The organism is Rhizobacter sp. P3_B12 (assembly GCF_056402895.1).
The window spans coordinates 1-1137 of the sequence record NZ_JBFUGN010001427.1; the positions used below are offsets into that span (position 1 = coordinate 1).

Annotated in this window: 1 protein-coding gene; it reads left to right on the plus strand. The window is 74.2% G+C overall.

From position 1 onward, the window contains the following. Nucleotides 1–196: 196 nt before the first annotated feature. On the plus strand, nt 197–1137 hold a 941-nt coding region (locus AC1D01_RS35805), incomplete at its 3' end, for a cache domain-containing protein (protein WP_477874439.1).

Below are 1137 nucleotides of genomic sequence, written 5' to 3' on the forward strand. Positions count from 1 at the left end.
GGTTCGGGACGTTGGCGCAGCCGGCCACGGTCAGTGCGGCAGCCAGCGGCGCCAGGCGCGCGGCGCATCGGGGCAGGTTCATGGGGAACTCCGGTCGGGTGGACGCGGCATCGTAGCGTCCGATGCGCCGAACTGGCGAGGCTCCCGCTCGCTTTTCCGCTCACTGCTGCCGTTGGCGCAGCACGACAATTCGCGCGTGATCCGCCCCACCCACCTCCTGCGACCGCGCCAGTGGTCGCTGCGCCTGCAGGCCAGCGTGGGCAGCTGCGTGCTGCTGATGCTGCTGTCGCTGGCGATCGGCCAGCTGTGGGCCCGGCGGGCCGCCGACCAGGTGCACACCGAGGCCGGCGCGGCGCTGCTGCAGACCGCGCGCAACATGGCCGATCGACTGTCGTACGAGATGGCCGAGCGCACGCGCGACGTGCGCCTGCTGTCGCAGCTCGACGTGCTGCGCGGCACCACCTCGCCGGCCGAGATCCGCGGCGCGCTCGATCGGCTGCGCGCGACCCTGCCCGCCTACGCCTGGATCGGCGTGACCGATGCCGACGGCACCGTGATCGCCGCCACCGACGACGTGCTGCTCGGGCAGTCCATCGCCGCCCGCCCGGTGTTCCTCAACGGCCGCGAGGGCCTGTGGACCGGCGACGTGCACGAGGCGGTGATGCTCGCCCGCTATGCGCCGAACTCGCCCGGCGAAGCGGTCAAGTTCGTCGACGTGGCCGCGCCGATCCGGCGCGCCGACGGCAGCCTGGGCGGCGTGATTGCGCTGCACCTGAGCTGGCAATGGGCCGAGCAGCTGCGCCGCTCGGTGCTGAGCCCGCGCGGCCTGCTGGCCACGCAGCAGCTGTCGGTGTACGGGCCCGATGGGGCGGTGCTGCTGGYGCCGCAGGCCGGCATGGGTCCGACCCTGGCACCGGCGCAGCTCGCCGCGCTGCAGGAGAGCTGGGCCGACGCGCTGTGGAGCGACGGCCTGCCGTCGCTGACCGCCGTGGCCGAGAGCCGGCCGGCGCAGCAGTTCAAGGGCTTCCGCTGGCACGTCGTGGCCCGCGACCAGGGCGATGCGACCGCGGCGGCCACGCAGCAGGTGCGCGCCACCGCGCTGGCCTGGAGCATCGGCATCGGGCTGCTGTGCTCGCT